Origin of the sequence: Nocardia sp. NPDC051833, assembly GCF_040681225.1 — a bacterium.
Taxonomy (GTDB): domain Bacteria; phylum Actinomycetota; class Actinomycetes; order Mycobacteriales; family Mycobacteriaceae; genus Nocardia.
On sequence record NZ_JBFAYK010000001.1, the window covers coordinates 529136 to 554319 of the forward strand.

At 71.2% G+C, this 25184-nt stretch carries 21 protein-coding genes; 7 read left to right on the plus strand and 14 right to left on the minus strand.

What is annotated here, in order from left to right; translation table 11 throughout:
- Nucleotides 1-291: 291 nt before the first annotated feature.
- The 6 genes from AB0L91_RS02445 to mqo all read right to left on the minus strand — a co-directional run bounded on the left by AB0L91_RS02445 (nucleotide 292) and on the right by mqo (nucleotide 7401).
- Nucleotides 292-744 (minus strand): cobalamin biosynthesis protein, encoded by a 453-nt coding sequence (locus AB0L91_RS02445; protein ID WP_365006963.1) that lies wholly within the window; start codon nucleotides 742-744, stop codon nucleotides 292-294.
- A 52-nt stretch (nucleotides 745-796) separates the two neighbouring features.
- Nucleotides 797-2185, minus strand: a complete 1389-nt coding sequence (locus AB0L91_RS02450) for a cobyrinate a,c-diamide synthase (protein ID WP_365006964.1) — start codon at nucleotides 2183-2185, stop codon at nucleotides 797-799.
- A 40-nt stretch (nucleotides 2186-2225) separates the two neighbouring features.
- Nucleotides 2226-2840, minus strand: coding sequence for a cob(I)yrinic acid a,c-diamide adenosyltransferase (cobO, locus tag AB0L91_RS02455; RefSeq protein ID WP_355280624.1), 615 nt, complete (start codon nucleotides 2838-2840; stop codon nucleotides 2226-2228).
- A 363-nt stretch (nucleotides 2841-3203) separates the two neighbouring features.
- Nucleotides 3204-5306, minus strand: coding sequence for a magnesium chelatase subunit D family protein (locus AB0L91_RS02460; protein ID WP_365006965.1), 2103 nt, complete (start codon nucleotides 5304-5306; stop codon nucleotides 3204-3206).
- Between the two features lie 103 nt (nucleotides 5307-5409).
- On the minus strand, nucleotides 5410-5859 hold the full coding sequence (locus tag AB0L91_RS02465; protein ID WP_365006966.1) for a GNAT family N-acetyltransferase: 450 nt from the start codon (nucleotides 5857-5859) through the stop codon (nucleotides 5410-5412).
- Between the two features lie 12 nt (nucleotides 5860-5871).
- The gene (mqo, locus tag AB0L91_RS02470; RefSeq protein WP_365006967.1) at nucleotides 5872-7401 is read right to left on the minus strand and encodes a malate dehydrogenase (quinone); all 1530 of its coding nucleotides are present in this window, start codon (nucleotides 7399-7401) and stop codon (nucleotides 5872-5874) included.
- 230 nt (nucleotides 7402-7631) lie between these two features.
- On the opposite strand from mqo, the gene AB0L91_RS02475 reads away from it, so the two are divergent.
- Entirely contained in the window at nucleotides 7632-8675 is a 1044-nt protein-coding gene (locus AB0L91_RS02475) for an alpha/beta hydrolase (RefSeq protein ID WP_365006968.1), read from the plus strand.
- A 41-nt stretch (nucleotides 8676-8716) separates the two neighbouring features.
- On the opposite strand, the gene AB0L91_RS02480 is transcribed toward AB0L91_RS02475, so the two are convergent.
- Complete coding sequence (locus tag AB0L91_RS02480; RefSeq protein WP_365006969.1) at nucleotides 8717-9280, minus strand: alpha/beta hydrolase; 564 nt, start codon at nucleotides 9278-9280, stop codon at nucleotides 8717-8719.
- Nucleotides 9281-9644: 364 nt separating this feature from the next.
- Between AB0L91_RS02480 and AB0L91_RS02485 the strand changes: the two genes are divergently transcribed.
- On the plus strand, nucleotides 9645-10733 hold the full coding sequence (locus AB0L91_RS02485; protein WP_365006970.1) for an NAD(P)/FAD-dependent oxidoreductase: 1089 nt from the start codon (nucleotides 9645-9647) through the stop codon (nucleotides 10731-10733).
- Nucleotides 10734-10806: 73 nt separating this feature from the next.
- Nucleotides 10807-11253 (plus strand): hypothetical protein, encoded by a 447-nt coding sequence (locus tag AB0L91_RS02490; protein ID WP_365006971.1) that lies wholly within the window; start codon nucleotides 10807-10809, stop codon nucleotides 11251-11253.
- A gap of 43 nt (nucleotides 11254-11296) precedes the next feature.
- Here the strand turns inward: AB0L91_RS02490 and AB0L91_RS02495 are convergent, their stop codons facing one another.
- From AB0L91_RS02495 to AB0L91_RS02505, 3 genes are read right to left on the minus strand one after another with little or no spacing between them, the layout of a single operon-like run.
- Nucleotides 11297-12946, minus strand: a complete 1650-nt coding sequence (locus AB0L91_RS02495; RefSeq protein ID WP_365011147.1) for a cobyric acid synthase — start codon at nucleotides 12944-12946, stop codon at nucleotides 11297-11299.
- A gap of 32 nt (nucleotides 12947-12978) precedes the next feature.
- Complete coding sequence (gene map / locus AB0L91_RS02500; RefSeq protein WP_365006972.1) at nucleotides 12979-13842, minus strand: type I methionyl aminopeptidase; 864 nt, start codon at nucleotides 13840-13842, stop codon at nucleotides 12979-12981.
- Nucleotides 13843-13865: 23 nt separating this feature from the next.
- Nucleotides 13866-16151 (minus strand): FdhF/YdeP family oxidoreductase, encoded by a 2286-nt coding sequence (locus AB0L91_RS02505; protein WP_365006973.1) that lies wholly within the window; start codon nucleotides 16149-16151, stop codon nucleotides 13866-13868.
- Between the two features lie 149 nt (nucleotides 16152-16300).
- Between AB0L91_RS02505 and AB0L91_RS02510 the strand changes: the two genes are divergently transcribed.
- Complete coding sequence (locus AB0L91_RS02510; protein ID WP_365006974.1) at nucleotides 16301-17287, plus strand: class I fructose-bisphosphate aldolase; 987 nt, start codon at nucleotides 16301-16303, stop codon at nucleotides 17285-17287.
- On the opposite strand, the gene AB0L91_RS02515 is transcribed toward AB0L91_RS02510, so the two are convergent.
- On the minus strand, nucleotides 17288-18445 hold the full coding sequence (locus AB0L91_RS02515) for a GAF domain-containing sensor histidine kinase (protein ID WP_365006975.1): 1158 nt from the start codon (nucleotides 18443-18445) through the stop codon (nucleotides 17288-17290). It lies immediately after the preceding gene.
- Complete coding sequence (locus tag AB0L91_RS02520; protein ID WP_365006976.1) at nucleotides 18442-19107, minus strand: response regulator transcription factor; 666 nt, start codon at nucleotides 19105-19107, stop codon at nucleotides 18442-18444. The genes AB0L91_RS02515 and AB0L91_RS02520 overlap by 4 nt, the downstream gene beginning before the upstream one ends.
- A 135-nt stretch (nucleotides 19108-19242) precedes the next feature.
- On the opposite strand from AB0L91_RS02520, the gene tkt reads away from it, so the two are divergent.
- Nucleotides 19243-21246 (plus strand): transketolase, encoded by a 2004-nt coding sequence (gene tkt, locus AB0L91_RS02525; protein WP_365006977.1) that lies wholly within the window; start codon nucleotides 19243-19245, stop codon nucleotides 21244-21246.
- Nucleotides 21243-21953, plus strand: coding sequence for an HAD-IA family hydrolase (locus AB0L91_RS02530; RefSeq protein WP_365006978.1), 711 nt, complete (start codon nucleotides 21243-21245; stop codon nucleotides 21951-21953). Before tkt ends, AB0L91_RS02530 begins: the two co-directional genes overlap by 4 nt.
- A gap of 46 nt (nucleotides 21954-21999) precedes the next feature.
- Here AB0L91_RS02530 and AB0L91_RS02535 read toward each other — a convergent pair whose 3' ends face one another.
- Nucleotides 22000-23430, minus strand: coding sequence for a DHA2 family efflux MFS transporter permease subunit (locus tag AB0L91_RS02535; protein WP_365006979.1), 1431 nt, complete (start codon nucleotides 23428-23430; stop codon nucleotides 22000-22002).
- 46 nt (nucleotides 23431-23476) lie between these two features.
- Entirely contained in the window at nucleotides 23477-23953 is a 477-nt protein-coding gene (locus tag AB0L91_RS02540; RefSeq protein ID WP_365006980.1) for a MarR family transcriptional regulator, read from the minus strand.
- A gap of 121 nt (nucleotides 23954-24074) precedes the next feature.
- Here AB0L91_RS02540 and AB0L91_RS02545 point away from each other — a divergent pair, with 121 nt between their 5' ends.
- Nucleotides 24075-25085 (plus strand): LLM class flavin-dependent oxidoreductase, encoded by a 1011-nt coding sequence (locus tag AB0L91_RS02545; RefSeq protein WP_365006981.1) that lies wholly within the window; start codon nucleotides 24075-24077, stop codon nucleotides 25083-25085.
- Nucleotides 25086-25184: the final 99 nt, after the last annotated feature.

Below are 25184 nucleotides of genomic sequence, written 5' to 3' on the forward strand. Positions count from 1 at the left end.
GACAACGGAAATCGCTTTCCGCCGCAGGGCTCGAACCTGCTGGACTCGGAGTCCTCACCAGATAACCGACCGAATCCGGTCCGTCCGGCTCCTACGCACCGCAGCCGCACGGGTGGACGTGTGTGTCCCGACCGGAAGGACGCTCTACCGGACTGAGCTACCGCCACCTCGCGGTGGCGGGCAGGATTCGAACCTGCGACATTCCCCATCTGAAGGTAACCGATCGGATCCGGTCCACCCTGCGGCTGCTGGAGATGACGGTACGGGCCGGAGGTGATCTTGCCCAGCGAATTAATTCGGGGCGCTCGCCCCCACCGTCGCGACGGCGATCACGACACCGTCGACAACGGTTCGGCCGCACAGGAGTTCACCACTGCCCGCGAGCAGCGCCGCCGCCTCCGCGACCGAGGGAGTGCCGACGCCCCGCGCGGTCCGTGGGGATTGATGCGGGGTGCCGACCTCGGCCAGCTGTGCCGCGCTGAACGCGACCACGGGCACGCCGAGCGCCGCCGCGGCCGCGCGGACACCGGGATCGGGCGCACGACGGTCGATCGTGGCCAGGCACGTCACGGTGGCGGTGTCGCCGAGGACGGATTCGACCGCGCGGGTGATCTTCTCCGCGTCGGCGCCCGGCCGGACGCCGACACCGACGACCACCGCGGTCCGCTCGACCGTCGCGTCGGCCCGCGGGCCGGGTACCGGCTCGTCGCCGCTCGGCGGCGGGCCTGCGGGCGGCGATGTCATCGGCACGTCTCTTCGGCTTTCACCGGAGCCGCCGTGGTCCGCCGCTTCGCCGTCATCGATCGAAGCGGCGGGCGGCGGTGACGAATCGGGTGATGGCGTCGGGGTTTCCGGCGGGATGGGTGTGCAGGTAGGAGGCGTGGACCTGGCGGATCACCGCGCCCTCGGTGATCGAGGAGGTGGTGCGCCAGCCCCAGGCGGCGTTCTCGGGGCCGACCCGGGTGAGGCGGGTGCGGTGGAATTCGTGGCCGCGGACGCGGGTGCCCGCGCGCCAGAGGGCGGAGTCGTGCAGGGCGACGGCGTCGCGGTAGCCGAGGGTCAGGCGGGGGCCGAACTCGGCGTGGGCGTCGAGGACGCCCGCCATCGGGTGGCCGTCGAGGGAACGGGTGAGGTAGAGCAGGCCCGCGCATTCGGCGTGGATCGGCAGGTCGCTGGTGGCGCCGTCGGCGATCGCCGTGCGCAGCTTCTCGTTGGCCGACAGGGCGCCCGCGTGCTCCTCCGGAAACCCACCGGGCAGTACCAATCCCGCTGTGCCGGAAGGCAGTTTGTCCACCAGTGGGTCGAAGACGGCCACCTGAGCGCCCGCGGCGATCAGCAGCTCGCGATGCTCGGCGTATCCGAACGTGAACGCGGGTCCGCCCGCCATCGCGATCAGTGGACCACTGCCTGTCCGTGCTTCGGCGGGAGCGTGTTCGGCCGCGGCCAGTTCCGACGCGGGGTCCCACGCGGGCCCCTGGGCCGAGCCACCGGCGAGGTCGACGATCGCCTTCAGATCGATGTGGGCCGCGACGAGTTCGGTCATCGCGTCCACCGCGGCGGTGGCGGCGGTACCGTGCTCGACGGCGGGGATGAGACCCAGATGCCGTGAGGGAACTTCCAATTCGGCCATGCGGGGCAGGGCACCGAGGACCGGGATGCCGACGCGATCACACGCCGCGCGCAGGACCTGCTCGTGCCGTTCGCTGCCGACGCGGTTGAGGATCACCCCGCCCAGCCGCACCGAGGAGTCGAAGGTGGCGAAGCCGTGCAGCAGCGCGGCCAGGCTCTGCGAGTGCCCGCGCGCGTCGACGACCAACACCACCGGAGCACCGAGCAGGCTCGCGATCTGCGCCGTCGACCCCTCGGCGACCGCCTCGGTCCGGTTCTCGTCGATCCGCCCGTCGAACAGGCCCATCACGCCCTCGACGACGGCGATATCGCAGCCGCGCGCACCGTGCCGGTAGAGCGGGACCACCCGATCCTCGCCCACCAGAACGGGATCCAGATTGCGGCCGGGTCGCCCGGCCGCGAGCCCGTGATAGCCGGGGTCGATGTAGTCGGGGCCGACCTTGAACGGCGCCACCCGATGACCGGTCCGGCGCAGCGCGCCGATGAGCCCGGTGGCCAGCGTCGTCTTCCCGCTGCCCGACGCCGGGGCGGCGATCACGACCGCGGGGGCGGTCATCGTGGACCCCGGGGCGCGGCCGTCGCCGTCACGGTGACGGTCACCATTCGATGCCGCGCTGGCCCTTGCGGCCCGCGTCCATCGGATGCTTCACCTTGGTCATCTCGGTGACCAGGTCGGCGGCGTCGATGAGCGCCTGCGGTGCGTCGCGGCCGGTGATCACGACGTGCTGGTTTCCGGGGCGGTTGGTCAGCGTCTCGACGACCTCGTCGACATCGACCCAGCCCCACTTGAGCGGGTAGGTGAACTCGTCGAGCACGTAGAAGCGGTGTTGCTCGGCGGCGAGCCGACGCGCGATCTCCTGCCAGCCCGACAGCGCGGCGGCCGCGTGATCCTCCTCGGTGCCGTGCTTGCGGGTCCAGGACCAGCCCTCGCCCATCTTGTGCCACTCGACCGCGCCACCGGCGCCGGTCTGCTCGTGCAGCTCGCCGAGCGTGCGGAACGCGGCCTCCTCGCCGACCTTCCACTTGGCGCTCTTCACGAACTGGAACACGGCCACGTCGAAGCCCTGGTTCCAGGCCCGCAGCGCCATCCCGAAGGCGGCGGTGGACTTGCCCTTGCCCGGGCCCGTGTGCACGGCCAGCACCGGCTGGTTGCGCCGCTGCCGCGTCGTCAGGCCGTCCTCCGGCACGACCTCCGGAACACCCTTGGGCACGAAGACTCCTCCTTCTCGGCACCGACGCGCCGGTTCGCGGCCCGGATGGACCGCACTGTCGCTGGACGACCGCGCCGATGCCCCGAGCACCCGACGGCGCACCGATCGCGCGACTGTCGATCCCCATTTCTATCAGGGCGTCACCGGCCCCCCGACACACGCACTGCCGTCCGGAACATCACCGCCGCACGCTGAGCACGAGGCCGCCGCGTCGATGGCCCGGCTACCGGGCGATGTCGGCCGGGCCAGGCCGCGCGAGCACCGACGACGGCCCTGGCCACGGCACGTGGGCGGCGTCGGCCGAGTCAGGCCACGCGAGCACCGGCGGCCCCAGCCACGGCGCGCGGAGCGATGTCAGCCGGGTCAGGCCGCGCGGGCGCCGGTGGACCGGACGACATCCGCTACGGTGTCGCCGGTCAGTTCGTCCAGGCGCAGGTAGCGGGCGCGCAGGTCGCGGGCCAGTTCGGCGGCCAGGCCGAGGCGGATCATGCCGCGTTCGCAGTCGATGACCATGGCGGTGTGGCCCTCCCCTGCCAGCAGGCGGGCGGCCGTGCGGGCGCGGGGCAGCGGGTCGACGCCGCCGGTGGCGCGGCCGTCGGTGAGCAGCACCAGCATCGGGCGGCGGCGCGGGTCGCGGACGTGTTCGCGGGCGATCACCTCGCGCGCCTTCAGCAGGCCCGCCGCGAGCGGGGTCTTGCCGCCGGTGCGCAGGCCGGCCAGGCGGCGCACGGCGATGTCGACCGAGGAGGTCGGCGGCAACACCAGTTCGGCCTCGCTGCCGCGCACGCTGATCACGGCCACCTTGTCGCGGCGCTGGTAGGCGTCGCGCAGCAGCGTGACGATGGCGCCGGTGACGGCGGTGAGCCGGTCGCGCGCGGCCATCGACCCGGAGGCGTCGACGACGAACACGACCAGATTCCCTTCGCGCCCTTCGCGATACGCGCCACGCAGGTCCTCGGTGGCCAGGGCCAGCGGGCCGCTGAACCGGCCGCGCTCGAATTGCCGTGGGGCGGCGGCGAAGACGGTGCCGAGCAGGTGCAGCCCGGTCGAGGTGTCGGTGCTGGGGCGCACCATGCGACCGGTGCGGGTCTGGGCGCGGGACCGTCGGCCCGGCGCGCCTTCCCCGATACCGGGGACCTCCCAGCGCGGCGCGGCCTTGGCGACCGCACCCGGTGTGCCCGAGACACCTTCGGCCGCGGGCCTGGCCCCGCCGCCCTTGGGGCCGCCACCGTCGGGACCGCCGTTCGGACCGCCGTCGTCCGGTCCGCCGTCGTCGGGCCCCGGGTCGACCGGTCCCTGGTCCTCGGGTCCATGCGGGCCCGCGCTGTCGGGGCCATGGTCGTCGACCGGGCGTGATCCGGCGTCACCGGACGTATCGTCGCCCCGCTCCGCGGGACCGGTTCCGGCGTCGCCCGGCTGGTCGGAGCCGGACCGATCGTCGGCGAGTTCCTCGGTGGCGGAAGCCTTGTCGACCTCGTCGGCGGCCGATCGCATCGCCTCGTCCAGCTGCTCCTCGCTGATCCCCGGCTCGTCGAACGGATCGCGCCTGCGCCGATGCGGCAGGGCCAGCTCGGCCGCGATCCGCACGTCGTCCTCGGTGACCCGGTCGCGGCCCCGCCAGGCGGCGTGCGCGGTGGCGGTCCTGGCGACGACCAGATCGGCGCGCATTCCGTCGACGTCGAAGGCCGCGCACAGCGCCGCGATCCGCCGCAGTTCGGCGTTGTCGAGCGCCACGCCGGGCAGCCGGTCGCGCGCGGTCAGAATCCGTTCGGCGACAACGGCGTCGGCGTCGGCGTAGCGCGCGGCGAAGCCGGCGGGGTCGGCCTCGTAGTCCAGGCGCCTGCGCACCACGGCCATGCGGGTGTCCACCTCGCGGGAGGCGGCCACGTCGACGGTCAGACCGAACCGGTCCAGCAGCTGGGGCCGCAGCTCGCCCTCTTCGGGGTTCATGGTGCCGACGAGCACGAAGCGCGCCGGATGCGAATGCGAGACGCCGTCGCGCTCGACGTGGACCCGGCCCATGGCCGCCGCGTCGAGCAGCACGTCGACCAGGTGGTCGTGCAGCAGGTTCACCTCGTCGACGTAGAGCACGCCGTGGTGGGCCGCGGCCAGCAGACCGGGCCGGAACGCCTGCTCGCCGTCGCGCAGCACGCGCTCGAGGTCGATCGACCCGACGACGCGGTCCTCGGTGGCGCCGACCGGCAGTTCGACCAGCCGGGCGGGCCGCGCGCCGCTCTCGTCGACGACCGGTGGCAACAGCTGGGCCAGCGCGCGCACCACCGTCGACTTCGCGGTGCCCTTCTCGCCGCGCACCAGCACGCCGCCGATCCCGGGGTGCACCGCCGACAGAATCAACGCCAGCTGCAGGCGCTCCTGGCCGACGACCGCCGAAAACGGGAAGCCCGCCTCACCCGCCGAGCGAGCGGCGGTGTGCGGACCAGCGGCGACATCAGCAAAACCAGGCACACCCCCACTGTATTCGCGCCATGATCATCTCCGGACGCGGGGCATCGGCGGCCGAAACGACGCGAGGTCCCCGGCACGGTGCCGGGGACCTCGCGGGGGATGTTCAGCCCCGACGCATCGGGACGTGCGGGATACCGTCGTCGAGGAACTCCGCGCCGTCGGCGACGAAGCCGTACTTGGCGTACATGTCGACCAGGTACGACTGCGCGTTCAGGCGGACCGTGGCCGAACCGGTCTCGGCGAGTGCCGCCTGGAGCAGCCGGGTGGTGTAGCCGTGCCCACGCGCGGGCACGGCCGTGCACAGTCGGCCGAGCCGGAAGCTGGTCACCCCGTCCTCGTGCTCCTCGAGCAACCGCAGCGTGGCGATGACCTCGCCCTCGTCGTCGAGCCACAGGTGCCGGGTCTCCGGCAGCAGGTCACGCCCGTCCAGTTCGGGATAGGCGCAGGCCTGCTCGACGACGAACACGTCGACGCGAAGTTTCAACAGCTGGTACAGGGTGGCGGTGTCCAGATCCGCCGCCCATGCCCGTCTCAATGCGACCGTTGACATCATCGCGTCTTGCTATCACACCTGCGCGTAGGTCGGGGCCTCCGGCTGCGCGGGCGTGTTCTTCGCGTCGAGCTTCAGCGACTTGTTGGTCCAGTCCCAGACCTCCTGGAACAGGGCCTGGTTCTCCGACAGCTTCTGGCCCAGCGACGGGATCATCCGCTTCAGCTGCGGGGTCCAGTCGGCGTACTCGCGGGGGAAGCAGCGCTGCATGACGTCGAGCATCGCGGTGACGCAGGTCGAGGCGCCCGGCGAGGCGCCGAGCAGGCCGGCGATGGTGCCGTCCTCGGCGGAGATGACCGCGGTGCCGAACTCGAGCACACCGCCCGCGCCCTTCTTCCGGATGACCTGCACGCGCTGACCGGCGGTGATCAGCTCCCAGTCGCGGCCCTCGGCGCGCGGCAGGAACTCCTCGAGCACGCCGACCTTGCCCGCCTGCGACTTGAGCAGCTCGCTGATCAGGTACTTGGTCAGGCCCATCTCGGTGAGGCCGACGCCGACGAGCGAACCGATGTTGTTCGGCTTGATCGACTTGAACAGGTCGGCGTTGGAGCCGTCCTTGAGGAACTTGGGGGTCCAGCCGGCGTAGGGGCCGAACAGCAGGCCCTTGCGGCCGTTGATGACGCGGGTGTCCAGGTGCGGCACCGACATCGGCGGCGCGCCGACGGCGGCCTTGCCGTAGACCTTGGCCTCGTGCGCCGCGATCAGCTCGGGGTTGGTCGAGCGCAGGAACTGGCCGCTGATCGGGAAGCCACCGAAGCCCTTGGCCTCCTTGATGCCCGACTTCTGCAGCAGCGGCAGCGCGCCACCACCGGCGCCCACGAAGACGAACTTCGCGTTGACGACCCTGCTCTGGAAGGTGCGCAGGTTGCGGACGGTGACGTTCCAGCTGCCGTCGGACTGCTTGTCGAGATTGCGGACCTCGGTGCCGAAGGCGATCTCGCCGCCGGACTTGCCGATGTAGGCCAGCAGCTGCTTGGTGAGCGCGCCGAAGTCGATATCGGTGCCGCCGTCGGTCCAGTTCAGCGCGATCGGGTCGGTGAAGTCACGGCCCTTGGCCATCAGCGGCAGGCGCGCGGCGAACTCGTCGGGGCTGTCGATGTACTCCATGCCGCGGAACAGCGGGTGCGGCGCCAGCGCCTCGTAGCGCTTGCGCAGGTAGTCGACGTTGTCGGCGCCGTGCACGAAGCTGACGTGCGGGATGGGGTTGATGAACCCGGACGGGTCGTCGAGGACGCCGGTGTCGACGGCCGAGGCCCAGAACTGCCGGGAGACCTGGAAGCGCTCGTTGATGTCGACGGCCTTGCCGATGTCGACCGAGCCGTCGGCGTTCTGCGGGCTGTAGTTGAGCTCGCACAGCGCCGAGTGACCGGTACCCGCGTTGTTCCACGGATCGCTGCTCTCCGCGGCGGCGGCGTCGAGCCGCTCGAACACCGAGATGGTCCACTCCGGCTGCAGCTGCCGCAGCAGCGCGCCCAGCGTGGCACTCATGATGCCGGCGCCGATGAGTACTACATCGGTCTTTTCGGTCTTCGCAGCGTTCGACACGGGTACTTCGACTTCCTTGTCCTTCTCAGCTACCCACCGGAGTGAGTTCGCTTGGGCGCGGGCGCTTTGGGGTTGTTGCGACTCGCGGTGAATCGCCGGGGGGTAGGTTACCCGTCGTTCACCTGAAGCCAATTGTGCACCTCAGCCGTTCGGAGTACCGCAACCGACCTCCCGAATGTGATCTAAACCAACACTGCACGTCGCGCTGACCGCGCGATAGATTGAGCGGTGTGACGAACGAAACCTCACTCGATCCCGCCGGCACCGCCGATCGGACCGATGAGCAGTGGCAACCCGATGTCCTCGGCACCGACTACCAGCAGCGCACCCTGCCGCTCGGCCCCGATCCCGACGGTGAGGGCGAGGTGGTGGCCACCCTCGTCCGCTATCTGCCCGACGCCGCCGCACCGGCCACCGCGCCGACCGTGCTCTACCTGCACGGGTTCACCGATTACTTCTTCCAGGAGCACCTGGCCGAGCACTTCGCGGCCCGCGGTCACCGCTTCTATGCCCTCGACCTGCGCAAATGCGGTCGTTCGCGGCGGGAAGGGCAGAGCGCGCACTACGTCAGCGACCTGGCGCTCTACGACGCCGAGCTGAACGAGGCGCTGCGCATCGCGCGCGCGGAGACCGGCGACGACGTCCTGATCGTCGCGCATTCGACCGGCGGACTCGTGGTGCCGCTGTGGCTGGACCGGCTCGAGGCCGCGGGCGGCACCGCGAAGGCCGGGATCGTCGGCGTCGTGCTCAACAGCCCGTGGTTCGACCTGCAGGGCCCGGCGTACTACCGCACCGTCGGCACGCCGATCATCAACGCGGTCGGCAAGGTCCGGGCATTCGCGCAGCTCCCCGGCATGGGCGTCAGCACCGCCTACGGCGACAGCCTGCACCACAGCCGCGCGGGTGAGTGGGACTACAACCTGGACTGGAAGCCGCTCAGCGGCGAGCCGGTGCGGCTGGGCTGGCTGCGCGCCATCCGGCGTGGCCAGGCCCGCCTGCACCAGGGGCTGGCGATCGGGGTGCCCGCGTTGATCCTGCGCTCGCGGCTGACCAAGTTCGCCCGCGCGCACAGCCCCGCCGTCGACGTGGCCGATGCCGTGCTCGACGTCAAGCAGATCCAGCGCTGGGCGGGTTGCCTGGGCGAGCGCACCACGATCGTGCCGATCGACGGCGCCCGCCACGACGTGTTCCTGTCCGCGGAAGCGGTGCGCGCCAACGCTTTCGCCGAAACCGACAGCTGGCTGGACTGGCTGGCGGCCTACCGCAAGAACTAAAGCGGGTGGCGGGCCGGGACCGGATGGTCCCGGCCCGCTGCTCACCAGAGGCTGGTGCGCAGGACGATCTCGGTGGCCAGTTCGTGGGCGCCCTCGGTGGCGATGTTGTCGACCTCGACCGGCACCACCCGGAACTCGCCGTACACGTAGCGGCCGGACGCGTCGGCGACGGCGCGCGGCAGGCTCTTGGTAACCAGCATGGTGACCGGCAGCTCGAGCGGCGGACAGGTCGAGTCGGGCGCGGTGCTGTCGGCGCCGGGCACCGCCGGATGACCGTGATCGGCGACGACCAGGCTCATGAACCGCCCGAACCGGCCCGCGCACAGCCGCCAGGCCAGCGCCGCGCCCGCACCGCGCCCCGCCACATTGGCGTAGGGCAGCTCGAGCTCGTCGAGAATCACGTGGATCGCCGCGGGCTCCAGCCCCTCGACGGACTCCAGCACGACGGTCTGCAGATCGGACTCGTGCAGCCGCGCGCACACGGTGTCGAACACGTCGGCCGGATCGTCCGCATCGGGAAGCAACAGCACATTGTGCCGCGATTGGGGGCCGTCGACCCGCACTGTCCAGGCCCGGTCACCGACCGTGATCTGCCGAGATTTCATGCCGGTGAACGGTACACGGCCCGGCTGAACACGGCAGCGTGTTGCGCTCCGCCCGGCCGGTCTGTTTTCGCCCGTGTCCTGGGCTTTCCCAGCCGGGAAGGGCCGAATTGCCGAACCTGTCACAACCGCGCCCGCCGGGCTGTGAGCAGAGACCGGCCGCACATCGTGCGAGGGGGAAGAGCCGGGTCACCGGCGACCGGAGCGGGGGCGTGCGCATCCTGGGAACATTTTGTCCCCTGCACGGACGCGCGGGGAGCTGCCACTGTCGGTACGAGCACCACTGGCGACTTTCCCCAGGTGGTTGCGTCGCCGCGCGAGGTCGGGCCGACCCGCCGGCACTTCGACGTTCGAGAAGGAGTAGGTCATGGCCGTTTCCGTGTCCGGAGCCGCGGCGCACACGCCGACGCTGATCGTGGGCGGTTCGCTCGGCGGGCTGACCACCGCCCTGGCCCTGGCCGCGCGTGGCCGCCGGAGCACGGTGCTGGAGCGGACCGGCGGGCGCACGCAGCGCGGCGTCGCCATTCTGGTGTCCGGTGCGAGCCTGAGCCGCGCCCTCGGTCCCGCGGCGCGTGACATCGTCGGCGCGGCGCTGGGCCCCGTCGCCATGGGCCAGGGCACCTATCCGCACGCGTGGTGGGACGTCTACTCGGCGCTGCGCGCCGCGGCCGACGCCGAACCGCTGATCACCGTCGTCGAGAACGCCGCCGTGGTCGCGGTCGGCCAGCACGACAAGGCGGCCTGGGCGCGCACCGAGGACGGCGCGGTCCACACCGCCGACGTCCTGCTGGGCGCCGACGGCTACCGCAGCGTGGTGCGCCGCACCGTCGACGCCGATCGCCCGGTCGCCAGGTACGCGGGATACGTTGTGTGGCTGGGACAGTCGGAGTTGCCCGCCGCCTTCGCCGATCGCGCCGGCGGACCCGATTTCCATTCCGGCGCCGACGACATGCTCGCGGTCTACCCGCTCATCGACCGCGACGGCGGCGTCTCCCGCTACGGCTGGGGCTGGTTCGACCCGAACCACACGGCCCTGCTGCGCCGGATCGGCGCCGTCGACGGCACCGAGGTGAAGTACACACCGCGCCCGCAGGCCGTTCCCGACGAGGTCTACGACGACATGATCCGCACGGCGCGGACCCGGTGGAGCGAACCGTGGCGCAGCGGCGTCATCGAGGCGTTCCAGAACCGCGAGGTCATCGCGACCCCGATCACCGAGTACCTGCCCCGGCGCGTCGTCGACGGCCGCCTCGCCCTGCTCGGCGACGCCGCCCACGCGCAGACCCCGATGACCGGGGCGGGTTTCGAGGAAGCGGTCACCGACGCGGCGGCACTGGCCGAGGTCCTGTCCGGCGCCGAACCCGACCTGCGGCGCTACGAGCTGCTCCGGTTGCCCGGCATGCGCGCCCGCGTCTCGGCCGGACAGTCGTTCAGCCGGTCCTTCGCCGCGGGCTGAGGCCGAGCGCCGGACGAGACCGCGGCGCGCCGGTCGACGCACCGTAGGATGAGCCGAAGGTCGAGGGGGGATTGTGAAGCGGATTGTCCAGAGTGTGCTGTGCGCCGTCGGCGCCGTCGTGTTCGGGGCCGGGGCCCTGTTCGGGATCACCCAGCCGATCAACGCCACCGCCTACCTGCTGGGATTCGGTCGAGAGGTCACGGTCCACGTCGACGAGAGCTCCAGCGGGACCATGGGCGGCCGCGGCCGGGCGGGTATCGGTACGAGTGTCGAGGACGGCCGCACGATCCGCCTCTTCGGTGTCACGGCGGGCGAAACGGTCAGTGCCCGGATCGTTCTCATCGACATCGGCGTAGACACCGGTGCCTATCGATCGGCCGCGACCGCTGCGACCGATTTCGTCTGGCTGATCGGTGTCCTGGTCCTCGGTGGGCCCGCCCTGGTGTTCGGCTTCGCCGCGTATGCGCTGGCCCGGGCGCGGCCTGCCGTGGCCGAGAAAACGGCGTCAGCCGGGGACTGAGCCACCGCCCGCTCGTGCTGCTGCGACAGGTGGCCGAGGTCTCTCAGCCGACGTCGGGGCGATCGAGTTCGGCACGCACGGTCGGTAGATCGGGTGACGCGCCACAGCTGATCAGGGCGTCGAGGGCGGCCAGGTCGACGTGCTGTTCGATCAGGTCGGCCAGCAGGTCGAGTTGGGCGGTGCGGGTGGCGGCGACCGAGGTGTCCGGGGCGACGCGGAAGCCGGTGCGGCCGGCGCGCAGGGCGACTTCGGCGAGCCAGGTGCGGCGGAACTCGTCGGATTCGAGCAGCCCGTGCACGTGGGTACCCCAGATCGCCTCGCGCACACTGCCTTCGGGGATGCCGTCGACTGTCAGCCAGGTGGGGTCGCCGCTGTGCCGGACGCGGCCGTGGTGGATCTCGTAGCCGGTGACGGGGATGCCGTCGGCATGGCCCGAGATCTGTCGGGCGATCTTGGGGTTCGCGAACTCGATGGTGAGGTCGAGCAAGCCGAGACCTTCTGCAACCCAGGGGTTCTCGCCCGGTGCGGCGAGTCCTGGCGGTTGGTCCGGTCGCGCCGCATCCTCGCCGTCCGCGTCGCGACCGTTCGGCGCGACAGCCGTGGCGTGTTCGCCGGAACCCGCCGGACGCGCATACTCCACGCCGTCGGTGATCCGGCATCCGAGCATCTGATAGCCGCCGCAGATGCCGAGAATCGGGCGTCCAGCGGCCGCGCGCGCACGCAGCGCCTCACCGATTCCCCTGGTGCGCAACCACTCCAGGTCCGAGACGGTGGCTTTGGAACCGGGCACCACCACGAGGTCGGCGGTGGCGATCTGATCGGGGCCGTCGGCCCAGCGGACGGCCACGCCGGGTTCACAGGCCAGGGCCTCGATATCGGTGGAGTTCGAGATGCGGGGCAGGCGAACGGCGGCGACGGTGAGCCACTCGGTGCCGTGCGGCGGGCCGGGACGGCCGACGGGCGTGCCCGCGACAGTGCCGAGGGAGTCCTCGGCGTCGAGCCACAGGTCCTCGGCGAAGGGCAGCACCCCGAGGGTGGGGCGACCGGTCAGCGCGGTCAGCTGGTCGAGGCCGGGCTGGAGCAGGGCGACGTCGCCACGGAACTTGTTGACGAGAAAACCCGAGATGAGCTGCTGGTCTTCGGGTTCCAACACCGCCACGGTGCCGAACAGATGCGCCAGCACTCCCCCGCGATTGATGTCACCGACCACGAGCACCGGCAGCTCGGCGGCACGCGCCAGCCCCATGTTCGCCAGATCCGTGGCCCGCAGATTGATCTCGGCGGGCGATCCGGCACCCTCGCAGATCACCACGTCGAATTCCGCGCGCAGGGAAGCGAGTTCGGCCGCGACCACCTCGCGCAGCTGCTGCCTGCGTGTGAAATAGTCTCGCGCGCCGACGGTCCCGACGGCCTTGCCGCGCACCACGAGCTGCGAGCGCCGATCGCTGCCGGGTTTGAGCAGCACCGGATTGAACCGCACGCTCGGCTCCAGCCCACACGCCCGCGCCTGCAACGCCTGCGCCCGCCCGATCTCCCCGCCGTCGAGGGTGACGACGGAGTTGTTGGACATGTTCTGCGCCTTGAACGGCGCCACCCGCACACCACGCCGCGCCAGCATCCGGCAGATACCCGCCACCACAACGCTTTTCCCCGCGTCGGAGGTCGTGCCCGCGATCAGCAGCGCCCCGCGCAGTCGCGCGTCGTCCCGCGCACCCGCGGACCGACTCACGGCAGCGTGAGGATTTCCGCACCCGTCTCGGTGACGACCAGGGTGTGTTCGAACTGGGCGGTCCACTTGCGGTCCTTGGTGACCACGGTCCAGCCGTCGTCCCAGATGTCGTAGTCGATGCCGCCGAGGTTGATCATCGGCTCGATGGTGAAGGTCATGCCGGGCTCGATGACCGAGTCGATCTCCGGCTGGTCGTAGTGCAGGATGACCAGGCCGCTGTGGAAGGTGGGGCCGACACCGTGGCCGGTGAAGTCGCGCACCACGCCGTAGCCGAAGCGATTGGCGTAGGCCTCGATGACGCGGCCGATCACATTGAGCGCGCGGCCCGGCTTGACCGCCTTGATGGCCCGGTTGGTGGCCTCTTCGGTGCGCTCGACCAGCAGCCGCACCTCCTCGTCGACATCGCCGGCGAGGAAGGTCTTGTTGGTGTCGCCGTGCACGCCGTGGATGAAGGCGGTGACGTCGATATTGACGATGTCACCGTCTTCGATCACGGTCGAGTCCGGGATGCCGTGGCAGATGACCTCGTTGAGCGAGGTGCAGCAGGACTTGGAGAAGCCCTTGTAGCCGAGGGTCGACGGGTAGGCGCCGTGGTCGCACATGTACTCGTGGGCGATCCGGTCCAGCTCGTCGGTGGTGACGCCGGGCGCGACCGCCTTGCCCGCCTCTTCCAGGGCCTGCGCGGCGATCTTGCCCGCGACCCGCATCTTCTCGATGGTCTCGGCCGTCTGCACCCAGGGCTCACGCCCTTCGTTCGCGGTCTTCTTCCACACGTACTCGGGACGCTCGATGGAACGCGGGACGTCGCGGATCGGCGACTGGGTGCCGGGAACGAGTGGCTGACGGGTGCGCACGGACATAGCAGCGAGTGTAGCCAGCGCCCCTACCCGGCGCTGTGTCGCGGTTCGAGCCGGACCACGATCCCCTTCGAGGTGGGGGTGTTGCTGATGTCGGCGACGCTGTCGAGCGGGACCAGCACGTTCGTCTCCGGGTAGTAGGCCGCCGCCGAGCCGCGGCTGGCCGGGTAGGCGACCACCACGAAGTTCTCGGCGCGCCGCTCGACCCCGTCGTGCCAGACGCTGACCAGGTCGACCACATCCCGATCGGCCAGGCCGAGCTCGGCCAGGTCGTCCGGGTTGACCATCACCACCCGGCGCGCGTTGTGGATGCCCCGGTAGCGGTCGTTGTTCGCGTACGGGATGGTGTTCCACTGATCGTGCGAGCGCAGCGACTGCAAGAGCAGATGCCCCGGCGGCACATCGAGGAAGGTGAAGTCGTTGCGGGTGAACTCCGCCTTTCCGCTGGCGGTGCGGTAGACACCCTCGTTGACCGGGTTGATCAACCGCAGCCCACCCGGCCGGGAGACCCGCTCGGTGAAGTTCTCGAAGCCGGGCACCACCCGGGAGATGCGGTCGCGCACGGTGTCGTAGTCGGCCTCGAACTCCGCCCACGGAATCGCCGGAGTGGTGCCGAGCGTGCGCTGGGCCAGCCGGGAGATGATGGCGACCTCGCTGAGCAGGTGCGGCGACGCCGGGTCGAGGCGGCCGCGCGAGGCGTGGACCTCGCTCATCGAGTCCTCCACGGTGACGAACTGCTCGCCGGTGGCCTGGATGTCACGATCGCTGCGCCCCAGAGTGGGCAGGATCAGCGCGGTCGCACCGCACACGGTGTGCGAGCGGTTCAGTTTGGTGGAGATCTGCACGGTGAGCGCGCACTGCCGCAGCGCCGCCTCGGTGACGGCGCTGTCCGGCGTGGCCCGCGCGAAATTGCCCGCGACACCGACGAATACCTTCGCCCGGCCGTCGCGCATGGCGCGGATGGCGTCGACCGAGTCCAGCCCGTGCGCGGTCGGCGGAGTGAAGCCGAACTCGGTACCGAGGGCGTCGAGGAACCACTGCGGTACCCGCTCCCAGATGCCCATGGTGCGGTCGCCCTGGACGTTGCTGTGCCCGCGGACCGGGCACACGCCCGCACCGGGGCGGCCGAGATTGCCACGCAGCAGCAGGAAGTCGACGATCTCGCGGATCGTCGGCACGCCGTGCTTGTGCTGGGTCAGGCCCATCGCCCAGCACACGATGATCTTCTTCGCGCCGAGGACTTCCCGGTGCACGTCCTCGATCGCCGCCCGGGTCAGACCGGTCGCCGTGAGCGCGTCGTCCCAGCCGATTCCCCGGGCGTGCGCGGCGAAATCCTCGAAGCCGTGGGTGTGCTCGCGGATGAACTCGTGGTCGAGGACGGTGCCGGGAGCAGCGTCCTCGGCTTCGAGCAGCAACCGGTTCAGGGTCTGGAACAGGGCCAGGTCACCGCCGGGCCGGATCTGCAGGAAGTGATCGGCGATCGCGGTGCCGCGCCCGATCACCCCGCGCGGGACCTGCGGGTTCTTGAACCGGATCAGCCCGGCCTCGGGCAGCGGGTTGACCGCGACGACCTTCGCGCCGTTGCGCTTGGCCTCCTCCAACGCCGAGAGCATCCGGGGATGGTTCGTGCCGGGATTCTGGCCGACGACGAAGATCAGGTCGGCGGCGTAGATGTCGTCCAGCGACACGCTGCCCTTGCCGACCCCGAGGGTCTGGTTCAGCGCCGAACCACTGGACTCGTGGCACATGTTGGAGCAGTCGGGCAGGTTGTTGGTGCCGTAGGCGCGGGCGAAGAGCTGCAGCAGGAACGCGGCCTCGTTGTTGAGCCTGCCCGAGGTGTAGAACAGCGCCTCGTTCGGCGAGTCCAGGCCACGTAGCGTGTCGGCGATCAGGTCGAGGGCGGCGTCCCAGCCGATCGGTTCGTAGTGCACGGCGCCGGGCTGCTTGACCATCGGCTCGGTCAGCCTGCCCTGCTGGTTGAGCCAATAGTCGGAGGTGGCGTCGAGTTCGTCGACGGTGTGGGTGGCGAAGAACTCGCGGGTCACCCGGCGGGTAGTCGCCTCGTCGCTGACGTGCTTGGCGCCGTTCTCGCAATACTCGTTCTTGTGCCGGTGCTTCGGCTCCGGCCAGGCGCAGCCGGGGCAGTCGAACCCCGCGGCCTGGTTGACGTTGAGCAGCGTCAGCGCGGTGCGTGCGGCCGAGGTCTGCGACAGCGAGTACTCGAGCGCGTGGACCACCCCGGGAACACCGGCCGCCCAGGTCTTGGGTGGGGTGACCGACAGGTCGTCGGTGGGGTCGTCGATCGAGGTCATCACCGGCTTCTTCCCGTGCCGCGGCACTGCGATCGGACTGGATGACCTCAGGCTTCCCAGTTTCGGCGCGGTTGTCAACGCGGCGGTTCACACCCGGTTTCGCCCGCAGGGGTGAGGACGGACGACCGTCACGCTCGCACGCTGTCACCATGACGACACTTCCCGCCCCGCCCCTCGCCGCCGTCGCCCAGCAGCTGACCGGCGGCGGCCGCGGCATTCTCGCCGCCGACGAGTCGATCACGACCATGTCCGCCCGCCTGGAACAGGCTGGCGTCCCCGCGAGCGCGACTGCCCGGCGCGACTATCGCGCCCTGCTGCTCACCGCCGACGGGCTGGCGGATCGGGTCAGCGGAATCATCCTGTGCGACGAGACCTTCGGCCAGGATCTCGCCGACGGCCGCCCCTTCCCCGTCGCGGCCCGCGACCTCGACCTGCTGCCCGGCATCAAGGTCGACACCGGCACCACCGCCCTGCCCGGGCAGGCGGGCGCGCTGGTCACCGAGGGACTCGACGGGCTCGGCGCCCGGCTGGCGTCCTATGCCGAGCGTGGGGCCGCCTTCGCCAAGTGGCGGGCCGTGTTCGACGTGCGGACGATCACGCCCTACGCCGCCCACGCCAACGGCCACGCGCTGGCGCGCTACGCCGCGCTGTGTCAGGAGCACGGCATCGTGCCGATCGTGGAGCCGGAGGTGCTGTGCACCGGCGAGCACGATCTGGCCGCGTCCGCCCAGGCCACCCGGCTCGCCCTGCGCTCGCTGTTCGCCGCCCTCGACGCCGCCGGGGTAGACCTGACCGGCATCGTGCTCAAACCGAACTTCGTGACGCCGGGACTCGACGCCGCGCCCGCACCCGCCGACGAGGTGGTGGTGGCGACGTTCGAGGTCCTGCGCGACACCGTGCCCGCCGCGGTTCCCGGCATCGCCTTCCTCTCCGGTGGTCAGCCGACCGAGCAAGTCTGCGACTACCTGCGCGCGCTGCACGCCAGGGGCGACCGCCCGTGGTCGGTCACGTTCTCGTTCGGGCGGGCGCTGGTCAGCGCCGCCTTGCACACGTGGGCCGGGGCGCCCGCCACGGTGGCCGACGCCCAGCGGGTGCTGCTGGCGAACTGCCGCAGCGCCGCCGACGCGACCCGCTGACTACCGGATCGGCAGCTCGACCAGCACGATCGTGCCGCGCCCCAGCAGCGACTCGATGCGCAGCGAGGCCTCGATGACGGCGCAGCGTTCGGCGAGCGAGCTCAGCCCGAAGTGCTGGTCGGCGTCGGCGGACCGTTCGGCCCGGCGCGCGGCGGGGTCGAACCCCGCGCCGTCGTCGGAGCACCCCAGCACCACCGAGTCGCCGACCCGGCGCAGCGACAGCACGATCCGGCTCGCACCCGCGTGCTTGACCGCGTTCACCAGCGCCTCCTGCGCGATCCGGTACAGGGCGGCGGCCGCGTGCTCGGGGATGTCGCCGACGGCGGCGGCCGGGTCGACGAGGAATTCGATCGCCGGGCCACCGCCGGTGCTCGCGGTGCGGACCAGCGATTCGAGCGCGGCGACCAGGCCCAGGTCGTCGAGGACGAGGCTGTGCAGGCCCGAGATCGCCGCCCTGGTCTCGTTGTAGGCGTAGTCGGCCAGGGTCCGAGCGCCGACCAGTTCGGCGCGGGCCCGCTCCAGCGCCCGCAGGCCCGACTCGTCGCCCGCGGCGACGTGGGCGGCGAGTTCGGAGACGGTCAGGTCGGCCGCGGACAGGTGGAACGACATCGACGCGAGCGCGGTGGTCACCCCGTCGTGCAGGTCGAACGCGATCCGCCTGCGCTCGGTCTCCTGCGCCGAGATCGCCTGTTCGACGAGGCGATCCCGTTCGGTGCGATGCCGGGTGACGGTGCGCCACAACCGGTGCGCGTGCAACGACAGGCCGAGCACGCCGGCGTAGCCTTCCGCCCGCGCGAGGTCGGCCGGGCCGAACGGTGTCGCCGGATCCCGATGGGCGGCGAGGACTCCCACCACCGAGTCGTCGATGCCGCGCAGCGGCAGGCACATCCGGGCGATGGTCCGGTCGGGATCCAGGCGTAACAGGCTGCGGTGCATCGCATTACGCGGCGAATCCCGATCGAGCAGCACCGGCGTGCCGGTCCGGGCGACCAGTCCGGTCACCCCGAATCCGACCTGCAGGGTCAGCGCGCTCGCCGACGGATGGGCGGGCCAGAGGTCGACCACGGTGAGGTCCTGCCCGTCGACCGCGTACAGCAGCACACCCTCGGCCGCGAGCAGCGGGGCCAGCTGCGCGGCGCTCGGCGCGACGCCGGTCACCGGAACAGCCCCTCCCGCAACGCGACCGCGATCGCCCCGCTCCGATCGGACACGCCCAGTTTGCGATACAGCCCGCGGATGTGGGTCTTCACCGTGTCCTCGCTGACCACCAGCTTGCCCGCCACCGCCCGGTTGGAGTGCCCGGAGACCAGCAGTCCCAGGACCTCCGACTCGCGCTGGGTCAGCCCGAGATGCGCGCCCGACCAGAACTGCCCCGCGTCGAGCCGGGCGGCGGCCAGGGCGACCCGGCCGGCCAGGGCGGGATCGATGACCGTCTCGCCGTCGGCGGCCCGGCGCAGGTGGGCGACGAGTTCGCGCCCGTCCACCCGCTTGAGGACATACCCGGCCGCGCCGGCGCGCAGCGCCTGGTAGAGGTAGTGCTCGTCGTCGTAGACGGTGAGCACCACGACCCGGGTGGCCGGATACCGTTCGGTGATCTGCCTGCACAGATCCAGGCCGCTGGCCTTGCCGATCCGGACGTCGCACAGGACGATGTCGGGCCGGTGCTCGTCGATCAGGCGCAGGGCCGCGGTGTCGGTGGTCGACTGGCCGACGATCGCGACCTCGTCGGGGAAGTGGCCGAGCATCGCGTCGAGCCCGCGCAGGACCATCTCGTGGTCGTCGACGAGCACCAGCCGTAACGGGGGCGGCGGCTCCGGCATACCGCCACAGTACGGTGGAAAACGGCAGGGGCTCACGGCAATCGGCGAGAAATCACCCGTGCGGCCACCCGCGCGGGGGAAGGCCGCGCGACCCGCGTGCGGTCGGATGGACGGACCCGATCGAAAGGCGCCGCCATGCCGGAATCCACTGTTCATCGGCCACTCGCCGCGTCCGCTGTCGACACCGATCAGCTCGCCGTCGACGCCCTGCGCTTCCTCGCCGCCGACATGGTCGAGGCCGCGAACTCGGGGCATCCGGGGATGCCGATGGGGGCGGCGCCGATGGCGTGGACGTTGTGGAGCAGGCATCTGCGCCATGATCCGGCCGACCCGGCCTGGGCCGATCGGGATCGGTTCGTCCTGTCCGCCGGGCACGGTTCGGCGCTGCTGTACGGGCTGCTGCACCTGTTCGGCTACGACCTGCCCACCGAGGAGCTGCGCCGGTTCCGGCAGCTCGGCTCACGGACACCGGGTCATCCCGAGTACGGCGAGACGCCGGGCGTCGAGTGCACGACGGGTCCGCTCGGTCAGGGCCTGGCGATGGCCGTCGGCATGGCACTGGCGGAGCGGATGACGCACGCCCGCTACCCGGAGATCACCGACCACCGCACTTACGCGATCGTCGGCGACGGCTGCCTGATGGAGGGTGTCAGCCACGAGGCGGCCTCGTTCGCCGGGCAGCTGCGGCTGGGCCGGTTGATCGTGCTGTGGGACGACAACGCCATCACCATCGACGGCGCCGTCGACCGATCCTGCGGCGACGACCAGCTCGCCCGCTTCGCCGCCTACGGCTGGCACACCGAGACGGTGGCCGACGGCACCGACATCGCCGCGATCGATGCGGCCCTCACCCGGGCGAAAGACGATCCGCGGCCGAGTTTCCTGGCCGTCCGGACGGTGATCGGGCACGGCGCGCCCGACGTGGCGGGCACCGCGAAGGCGCACGGCGCACCGCTGGGCGCGGATCAGCTCGCCCGGGCCAAAGCGCTTGCCGGATGGACCTATCCGGCTTTCGCGGTCCCCGAGCAAGTCCGCGCGACGTGCGCGGTGCTCACCGAGATCGGCGCCGAGGACCGGGCCGACTGGCTCGTTCGGTTCGCCGCCTTCGCTTCTGCCGCACCGGAACGCGCCGACGAGTTCACCCGGACCGGTGCGCGCGCACTGCCCGCCGGACTCGACGACACGCTGTCCGGCATCGTCGGTGACGCGCCGCGCGCGACCCGGCAGTCCTCGCAAGCCTGCCTGGACGCCCTGCGGCCGATCCTGCCGGAACTGGTGGGCGGCTCGGCCGATCTCGCGGGGTCGACCGGCACCTCGTTCGGTCCGGTGCTGGGCCGGGACGACTACACGCACCGGGCGATCGCGTTCGGTATCCGCGAGTTCGGCATGGCCGCCGTCCTCAACGGGATCAGCCTGCACGGCGGGTTCCGGGTGTTCGGCAGTACATTCCTGGTCTTCGCCGACTACCTGCGTCCCGCACTGCGCCTGTCGGCGCTGATGGGCCAGCCGGTGATCTACGTGCTCACCCACGATTCGATCGCGGTCGGCGAGGACGGGCCGACGCATCAGCCCGTCGAGCACGTCGAGTCGCTGCGCCTGATCCCCGGTCTCCAGGTACTGCGCCCGGCCGACGACGCCGAGACCGCGCTCGCCTGGGAGCTGGCATTGCGCCGCACCGACGGCCCGACCGCACTGATCCTGTCCAGACAGTCCCTGCCGCAACACAACACCGTCGCCGACTCGCGAAGGACGACGACCGGCGAATCTCCGACCACCGACGGTGATCCGAGCGAGACCACCGAGCCGCTCGTCACCGAGGGACGCCACCTGGTCGATATCGTCGCCACCGGCTCGGAGGTCGCGCTGGCGGTGGCGGTCGCCGACGAGCTCCGGGCCGACGGCTACATCGTGCGGGTGGTGTCGGTGCTGGATCGCACGCGCTACTCCCCCGATCCCTCGGCCCACACCGTCAGCATCGAAGCGGGCAGCACCACGGGCTGGGCGGGCGTGGTCGACCTGGCGATCGGGATCGACACGTTCGGGCACAGCGGTCCCGGCGCCGAGGTCATGGCCCACCACGGCCTCACCGTGTCGTCGGTGCTCACCCGGGTCCGCGACTACCTGGGCGGTGCCCGATGACCCGCCTGGACGCGGTGATCTTCGATGTCGACGGCACCCTGGTGGACAGCGAGCGCGACGGGCACCGGGTGGCGTTCAACGCGGCCTTCGCCGAGGCCGGGCTCCCCGACCGCTGGGATGTCGACCGCTACGGCGACCTGCTGCGGATCGCCGGCGGCACCCAGCGGATGGCCCACTGGTTCGAGAGCACCGGCCGCTCGCCCGCCCAGGCCGGGGAACTCGCGGAACGATTGCACCCCATCAAGACCCGGATCATGCGGAACCTGGTCGAGGACGGGCGGATTCAGCCCAGGCCCGGTGCCAGGGAGCTGATCGAGCGGCTCGCCGCCCGCGGTATCGCGCTGCACGTGGCCACCACCGGTACCCGCGCGTGGGTGGAACCCCTGCTGCGCCATGCCTTCGGCCCGGTCTTCGATGTCGTGGTCACCGGGACCGAGGTCCCCGACCTCAAACCGAGCCCGGCGGTCTATCTGGAGGTCTTGGCCAGGACGAGGTGCGCGCCCGAGCACGTTGTCGCGGTGGAGGATTCCGCCAACGGTGTGCACGCCGCGACGGCTGCCGGGCTGCGATGCGTCGCCGCGCAGAACGCCTACACCCGCTCGCACGACCTCTCCGCGGCCCTGCTGGTCGCGGACGGCCTCGACGATCCGGAACTCGTCAGCTGGTTCGACGACCAGCTGAGCGCGGCCTCGCCCCGCCGCCGGTAGTGACCGGAGGGGCGGCGGGCGATACGCCACCCCTGCGGTCGGCCGTTCAGAAGGAGGGGACCGCGTCCGCCGTGGTCGCCTCGGCGGTGGTCCCCGGTCGGCGCAGCACCGTCACGCTGACCAGCAACGCCGCCGCCAGCAGACCGGCCGCGACGGTGAACGCGAGGCGATAGCCATCGGTCAACGCGACGGCTTCGGTTGCGCCCGTGGCTAGTTCGGCGCCGGTCCGGGTGGCGGCGAGGGTGGACAGGACCGCGACCCCGATCGCCATTCCGACCTGCTGGGTGGTGTTGAACAGGCCGGAGGCGAGCCCGGCGTCGTCGGCCGAGGCACCCGACATGCCCAGCGCGGTGAGCGCGGGCAGCACCAGCCCGCCACCGGCGATCAGCACCATCATCGGCAGCAGATCGGTGACATAGTCCGCGTCGACGGGCAGCCGCATCAGCCACGACATGCCGACCAGCAGCAGGACCAGTCCCGCGATGAGCACGGTCCGTTCGCCGAAGCGGGTGATCAGCCGGGCCGAGGCGAACAGCGATACCCCGCCGATGGCGAGGGCTGCGGGCAACATGGCCAGCCCGGTCTGCAAGGCGTTGTAGCCCAGCACCTTCTGCAGGTAGAGGGCGACGATGATCTGGAAGGCGAACATCGCCGAGAGCGTGAGCATCTGCACCACATTGGCGCCGGACACGCTGCGGGAGCGGAAGATCCGCAGCGGCAGCAACGGCCGTCGCGCGGTGGCCTGACGGGCGACGAAACCCGCGAGCAGCGCGCCGGACACCGCGCCGAGCCCCAGGGTGTGCGGCGACACCCAGCCGTACCGTTCGACTTCCACGATGGTGTAGATACCGAGCATCAGCCCGGCCGTGACCAGGAGGGCACCGAGCACATCGGCGCCCGCGCCCCAGCCCAGACCGCGGTCGGCCGGGAGCGCCGTGACGGCGACCAGAACGGTCACCACCCCGATCAGCACATTGATCAGGAAGATCCAGTGCCAGTTCAGCGCATCGGTGAGCACTCCGCCCAGCACCTGCCCGATCGACGCGCCCGCCGCCCCGGTGAAGCTGAAAATGCCGATGGCCGTGGCCCGTTCGCGCGGACCGGGAAAGATCGTGACCAGGATGCCGAGCACCACCGACGCGGCCAGAGCACTGCCGACGCCCTGCAGGAAGCGCGCCGCCACCAGCATCGCCGGGGTGCCCGCGGCACCGGCCAGCAGCGAGGCCGCCGTGAAAACGACGATGCCGGTGAGGAACATCGTCTTGCGGCCGATCAGATCGCCCAGCCGTCCGGCCAGCAGGAGCAGTCCACCGAAGGCGATCAGGTAGGCGTTGACGGTCCAACTCAGGCCCGCGGGCGTGAAGCCGAGGTCCGCCTGGATCGCGGGCATGGCGACGGTGACGATGCTGCCGTCGAGGATGGTCATCAGCGTCGCCGCCGACAGCACCGCGAGCGCGATGCGCTGAGAAGAGGTCATGAAATGACCGTACTAGATAGTTTCGTTGCAGACAATCTATAACGGACTATTGCCGTGCGCGACGCGCGGGCGCCGCCTCCACCACGGTCGACAACTGCCCCTCCACCAGCAGATTCAATGCGCGAACCAGAGTGTCCCGCTCCACCTTCGGCAGCGAACCGAGCGCCGCCTGGTGCACACCGTCCACGATTTCGGTGCTGCGCGCGGCGAGCTTCGCCCCCTCCGGCGTCACCGCGATGATCCGCGCCCGACGGTCGGCGCTCGACGGCTTGCGCTCGGCCAGACCCGCCTTCTCCAGCGCGTCGACGGTGACGACCATGGTCGTCTTGTCCATGTCGCCGAGCTCGGCGAGCTGCGCCTGGGTGCGCTCGGCCTCGAGCGCGTGCACCAGCACGCAGTGCATGCGGGCCGTCAGCCCGATCTCGGCCAGCGCCGCCGCCATCTGGGTGCGCAGCACGTGACTCGTGCGGTCGAGCAGGAAGGACAGGTCGGGTTCGGTGCGCGTCGTCGCGAGGGCGGTCATACCGGCCACTATAGTTTTGTCATAGATAATCTGCATCCATCCGTAACGGCGGGGAATTTCGCCGGACCACGGTCCGTTTAGGAGATGACCGGAGCAGACCGCATCCCGAAACGAGGTTCACATGGAACTGGGGCTCACCACCTTCGCCGAGCTGTACCCCACCGGCGACCGGCCCGCGCCGACCGCCGCCGAGCGGCTGCGCCAGGTCGTCGACGAGGCCGTCGCCACGGAGGCGGCGGGCCTGGACGTCTACGGCGTCGGTGAGCACCACCGCGAGGATTTCGCGGCCTCCTCGCCCGCCGTCGTCCTGGCGGCCGCGGCGGCGCGCACCGAACGCATCCAGCTGACCAGCGCGGTGACCGTCCTCAGCTCCGACGACCCGGTCCGGGTGTACCAGGACTTCGCGACCCTGGACGGGCTGTCGAACGGCCGGGCCGAGCTGATGGCCGGGCGCGGGTCGTTCACCGAGTCGTTCCCGCTGTTCGGCTACGACCTCGCCGACTACGACGACCTCTTCGAGGAGAAGCTGGCCCTGCTCCTGCGCCTGCGCGCGGACGAACCGGTGACCTGGTCGGGCCGGTTCCGCGCGCCGCTGCGCGACGCCACCGTCTATCCGCGCACCGACGACCGGCCACTGCCGGTGTGGATCGCCGTCGGCGGCAGCCCGGAGTCGGTGATCCGGGCGGGCCTGCTCGGGCTGCCGCTGGCGATCGCGATCATCGGCGGTCAGCCGGCCAGGTTCAAGCCGCTGGTCGAGCTGTACCACCGAGCCCTCGCCGAGGGCGGCCACGAGAAGCAACCGGTGGCAGTGCACGCGCACGGCTACGTCGCCGACAGCGACGAACAGGCGGTGGCCGACTTCTACGCGCCGTACGCGCTGGCCATGTCGACCATCGGCCGCGAACGCGGCTGGGGCCCGATGACCCGCGAGCAGTTCGACGCCCTGCGCTCGCAGAGCGGTTCCCTGTTCGTCGGCACGCCGGACTACGTGGCGAGCAAGATCGCCGAGGTCCGCGACACCCTCGGCCTGGACCGGTTCATGCTGCACACCAGCGTCGGCACCCTCCCGCCGGAACAGGTACTGCACAGTATCGACCTGCTCGGCACCAAGGTCGCGCCACAGGTGCGCTGACCAGCGCGGAGCCGGCATCGTGTGTGCCTGCGGCAGTGGTTCGCGCTTGCGACGATGATGTTGTCCGGCAGCCTGTCTCATCGGATCGTGTCGGTTACC